The sequence below is a fragment of the Paraburkholderia sp. EG287B genome (genome assembly GCF_040965595.1).
In the GTDB taxonomy this organism is placed as follows: Bacteria; Pseudomonadota; Gammaproteobacteria; order Burkholderiales; family Burkholderiaceae; genus Paraburkholderia.
Genome location: NZ_JBFRCG010000058.1, coordinates 1 through 4,593 on the forward strand (window position 1 = coordinate 1; position 4,593 = coordinate 4,593).

4 protein-coding genes and 2 pseudogenes are annotated in these 4,593 nt (G+C 57.0%); 2 read left to right on the forward strand and 4 right to left on the reverse strand.

The features are described from left to right. A pseudogene (locus AB4Y40_RS42545) lies at positions 1-154 on the reverse strand (IS6 family transposase); the annotation flags it as partial. Between the two features lie 61 nt (positions 155-215). On the opposite strand from AB4Y40_RS42545, the pseudogene AB4Y40_RS42550 reads away from it, so the two are divergent. After that, positions 216-347, forward strand: a pseudogene (locus AB4Y40_RS42550) (transposase domain-containing protein); the annotation flags it as partial. A gap of 228 nt (positions 348-575) precedes the next feature. Here the strand turns inward: AB4Y40_RS42550 and AB4Y40_RS42555 are convergent. Next, positions 576-1,325 (reverse strand): GntR family transcriptional regulator, encoded by a 750-nt coding sequence (locus tag AB4Y40_RS42555; RefSeq protein ID WP_368692960.1) that lies wholly within the window; start codon positions 1,323-1,325, stop codon positions 576-578. A 10-nt stretch (positions 1,326-1,335) separates the two neighbouring features. Then, a complete protein-coding gene (locus AB4Y40_RS42560) occupies positions 1,336-2,394 on the reverse strand; it encodes an IS630 family transposase (RefSeq protein WP_368692961.1) in 1,059 nt (352 codons plus the stop codon). Between the two features lie 148 nt (positions 2,395-2,542). On the opposite strand from AB4Y40_RS42560, the gene AB4Y40_RS42565 reads away from it, so the two are divergent. Continuing rightward, positions 2,543-3,300, forward strand: a protein-coding gene (locus tag AB4Y40_RS42565) for an IS5 family transposase (protein ID WP_368692962.1) whose coding sequence is annotated in 2 segments (ribosomal slippage) — positions 2,543-3,251 and positions 3,251-3,300 — 759 coding nt in all. Because the reading frame shifts where the segments join, the coding sequence is not laid out codon by codon here. A gap of 7 nt (positions 3,301-3,307) precedes the next feature. Here AB4Y40_RS42565 and AB4Y40_RS42570 read toward each other — a convergent pair. Beyond that, positions 3,308-4,390: an IS630 family transposase gene (locus AB4Y40_RS42570; protein ID WP_368692963.1), complete on the reverse strand. Its 1,083-nt coding sequence runs from the start codon at positions 4,388-4,390 to the stop codon at positions 3,308-3,310. Positions 4,391-4,593: the final 203 nt, after the last annotated feature.

Here is a 4,593-nt window from a genome sequence, read left to right on the forward strand (position 1 = left end):
CGACCGCAATCCCGCGCTCGGCCATCATCTGTTCGAGATGACGCAGGCTCAGCGCATAGGCCACGTACCACCGAACCCACAGCAACATCACGTCCAGCGGGTAATGCAAGCGTTTGAGTACTTTTCCTACACCCGGACCCAGCTTCTCGGTCATCGATCACGTCACGCATTAAGGCCCGTCAGCATAGCAGAACGACTTATTGCGACAGTTCCATCCGCGAGCCTATCTCGAATACGTCTTGACTCATATCGCCGATCACGAAATCAATCGCATCGAAGAGCTACTGCCCTGGAACGTGGCCCCCAGGCTGCGCGGCAAGGCCGGCCCTCCTGCCTCCATGCCCTGATTGCGGGTAGGCACAGACAGAACCATGCTCGCCGAGCATGCCTCACTTACGCGCACAACGTCGAGAGCGGCCCACGCGAGCCGCTTACCTCGATAAGGGACTTGAGAGCGAACAAGCAGCCGCACAAATACCGACACCATCCGACACGTACCTGAACGGCGGTCGCTTCGGTCGTGATCTCCAGTCCATCCTTCGGCGCTGAGAGAGAAGTGGTGGCGGGACGAAGGGCTATCTGCGCCGCCTGCTTCGCGGCGGCGCAGATGCCACGCTCTGTGTCCATTCGAAGTCGACCTTGCATGCGAGCCGATCAAACGGTGCTTGCAGGACACCATAAACCGTAACGCTAGGATCGCTCGTGACCATTTTGTACAGCCGGCGTAAAGTGGGATACCCGTTCGGTATTCCAAATATTTCTTCGACCGTGCCTGCTGCTGGAGCGGCGTCTATGACTAGGTGCGTTTTGACTACGTGGATTCCGTGCTTTTCCAATACGTCCACAACAAAGTGACCAGCGAACTCCTCGACTATCTGGTCACCCATATCAGTCGAAATGTATGTGGTGTCGTACACTAAGGGCGCGTCGTCTGAGCAGATCGTCTTCCGAACGCACAACATCGCGTGATCTGGGGGCGCAACGTAAGCCATTGTTGGGTCTAGTATCTTTTCTCGTGTTACCGACATGGGGCGAATGGTCGCCTCATTGAGAAAGGGCTGCTTAACATCGAGTTGTCGCAGCGATCTGAGCTGCCGCTTGACGTACGTACCTTTTCCAGGTATCGAGACGATGGCGCCTGCAGCCTGTAGGTCGCGCAACGCACGTTTGACGGTGATCGTGCTAACGGCAAACTCCTCGCTCAGCATCGCGGTCGAAGGGATCGGCGATTCCGGCGCGTATGTGCCCGCCGCAATTCGGCTGCGAATCTCCTCACGGACCGTTTCATGAAGAGAGAGCGAGGACTGCAGTTGGGATTTGTTCACTATATCTCCACTAGTCCGTTGAACCAGATGAATTGCACCGGATTCGCCGCGATGGATCGGAGTACTTCCATTTCAATGGGAGTGCTTGCTTATTGTATTGAAGTATGTACCGCATGAGCTTTTTGTCGAGATCCCTGGTGCTGGTGAATACGCCACGCGCAATGACGTCGCGCTGGATGCGGGCAAACCAGTTCTCGACCTGATTCAGCCATGACGAATGCGTGGGCGTGTAATGTATCGAGACCTTCGGATGGTCGGCCAGAAATATTTGAACAGCGTCGGTTTTATGGCTGCTCACGTTGTCACATATCACGTGAATCTCCTTTCCGCGTGGCTGCGCCGATACTACCTCGGTGAGGAACGCAACAAACTGGGCGCTGGTATGGCGCGGCGCGGTTTTGCCCAGCACTTCGCCGGTGGCGACATTCAATGCCGCGAACAGGCTCAGGGTGCCGTTGCGTTTGTATTCAAAGCCATGACTCTCGGCACGCCCGGGCGAGAGCGGCAACATCCGGTCCTTGCGATCCAGCGCCTGGATGGCTGTCTTCTCGTCCACGCAGAACACCGCCGCATGCAACGGCGGATTAAGGTACAGCCCGATCACATCGGCGGCCTTGGTCTCAAAGTCAGGATCGTTGGACACCATGTGCGTATCGAGACGATGTGGCCGAATGTCGTGCTTGCGCCAGATACGTTGCACGGTCATGAAGGCCATGCCCAGCTGTGCCGCCAGTTTGCGGCTGCTCCAGTGCGTCGAGCCGTCGGCCGGCTTGCGTCGCAGCGTGTAGTCGAGCACTCTCGCTTCAAGGCCCGCGAGGTCAGGTCGCGGCGCACGGCCTGGATGTCTGCCGTACAGGCCAGCAAGGCGCTCACTGGCGAAACGCGATTGCCACGTTGTGATGAAACGCGAATCGCATCGCAATTCGGCCATGATCGCCGCACGCGAGGCTCCTTCGTCGAGCAGCAGGATCAACCGCGCACGCCTCACCTCGCCAACGGCCATTGTGCGGCTGCGCTGCATCGACATCAGTTCTTCGCGCTCGGTTTCACTCAGATTCATTTTGCCCATGCACTATTAGATCAGTGCAATTTCATTGGTTCACTGGACTAGGACACTGAGCATCGGGCGTCAAAAGTCGCCTTTTTGGGTATCCCTAGGGTCTGTTTACATTCGATGAAATGTGTTTACATCTTGTCTTTTGCGCGAGCAGGCCAAGATGATTCGAACGTTGTTGAGCGATGAAGTATGGGCACGAATCGAATCCGTCTTGCCGGGCAAGGAGGGCGATCCAGGGCGAACGGCGACCGACAATCGCTGGTTTGTCGAAGCTGTCCTCTGGATCGGCCGGACCGGCTGCCCGTGGCGTGATTTGCCGAAGGCGCTCGGCCGATGGCACACGGTCTACATGCGTTTCTCCAGGTGGCGTCGCAAGGGTGTGTGGGAACGCGTTATCCACGCCGCCGTGGCCGACGAAACCGAGATCAAGCATGTGTTGATCGATTCGACCATCGTGCGCGCACCAGCATTCGTCCGGAGCTCGAAAAAAAACGGACCGCAAGCGCTCGGACGCTCGCGAGGTGGACTGACCACCAAGTTGCACTTGGCCGTCGATGATGCCGGACGTCCCCTGCGGTTGATTGCCACCGAGGGACAAGTTTCCGATATTACGTGCGCGAATGAACTGGTTGAGCATTTGCGCGCCGGCGCGATCATCGCTGACAAGGGCTACGACTCGAACGCCTTCGTAGAGAGTATTCGCACCACGCGTGCGAAGGCCGTAATCCCGCCGCGTTCGAACCGAAAGATCAGGCGTCGCTATAGCCGCGTGCTGTATCGGACCCGGAACATCGTCGAACGCTTTTTCAGTCGTATCAAACATTTTCGTCGTGTCGCCACTCGATATGACAAGCTCGCAGGGAACTACTCGCCTTCGCTTCGCTTGCCTGTGCCTTTGGACCGCTCGTGAGAATGTGAACACAACCTAGTATTCCGTCCCAGAAATAACTTTGCATAGCCGAGCCACCTTCTGGAGGATTGAATCGGCGGTCGCGGTCCATACGAACGGCCGGCCGTGTTGGTTGTAGTGCTCGATATAGCGCTCGATGCCGGCAATGAGTTGGCGCGCGTTCCTGAACGACCCTCGACGGATCGCCTGTTGCGTAATCAGGCCAAACCAGCGTTCAACCTGATTCAGCCAGCTTGAGTAGGTCGGAGTGAAGTGCATGTGGTAGCGCATATGCTTGGCCAGCCACGCCCTGACCTTCGGATGCTTGTGTGTCGCGTAGTTGTCGACGATCAGATGTACATCGAGATCGGCAGGCACCGCCTGGTCCACAAGTTTGAGAAACGCCAGGAATTCCTGATGTCTGTGGCGCGGCTTACATTGCGCAATAACTTCACCCGTTGCCGTATTGAGCGCGGCGAACAGAGTGGTAGTGCCGTGCCGGACGTAATCATGCGTCACTCCCTCGAGATAGCCCAACCCCATCGGCAACATCGGCTGCGTACGTTCCAGCGCCTGGCACTGGCTCTTCTCGTCGACGCACAGCACCAGGGCATTGGTCGGCGGGCTCAGGTACAGCCCGACGATATTGCGCACCTTCTCCACGAAGTAGGGATCATTAGACAGCTTGAAGCTTTTTGACCGATGAGGCTGTACGCCGAACAACGACAGATATCGGGCCACCGAACTCTTCGAGATCCCTGTCTGCGCAGCAGCGGAGCGCACGCTCCAGTGCGTTGCCCCGTCCGGCTTCTCATGCAGTATCCTCGCAAGCAATTCCGCTACTGCTTCATCATCATGCGTGCGAGGCCGGCCTGGACGGGCTTCATCATGCAGACCGGCAAGTCCATGGGCAACAAAGCGCTTCTTCCAGTGCGTAATCGCGGGTGGTGTTACTTCGCACTGCGTCGCAATTTCCTGACTCGTATGACCGTCAGCGGCCATCAAGACAATCTTTGCCCGGCGCACGAGAGAGTGAGGCAGCGAACGCGAGCGGCTCATTGACAGCAATTGTTCTCGCTCCAGTTCCGACACGACAACCTCGATTCCTTTGCGTCCCATGATCGCCTCCAACTCATCGTGATTCGATCATAGACCAATCTGAATTTACGTAAAGTTATTTCTGGGACGGAATACTAGGGAAGGTCTGCACAACACGCTTTCAGAGCGCTGATCTTTTTTCGCGTTGAGCGTATCAGCCGTAAGCGCCTGCTGGCAGGTTGGTCGTCCGGCCTTTGAAGCATGATGATCTTCGTTTTCCGAGA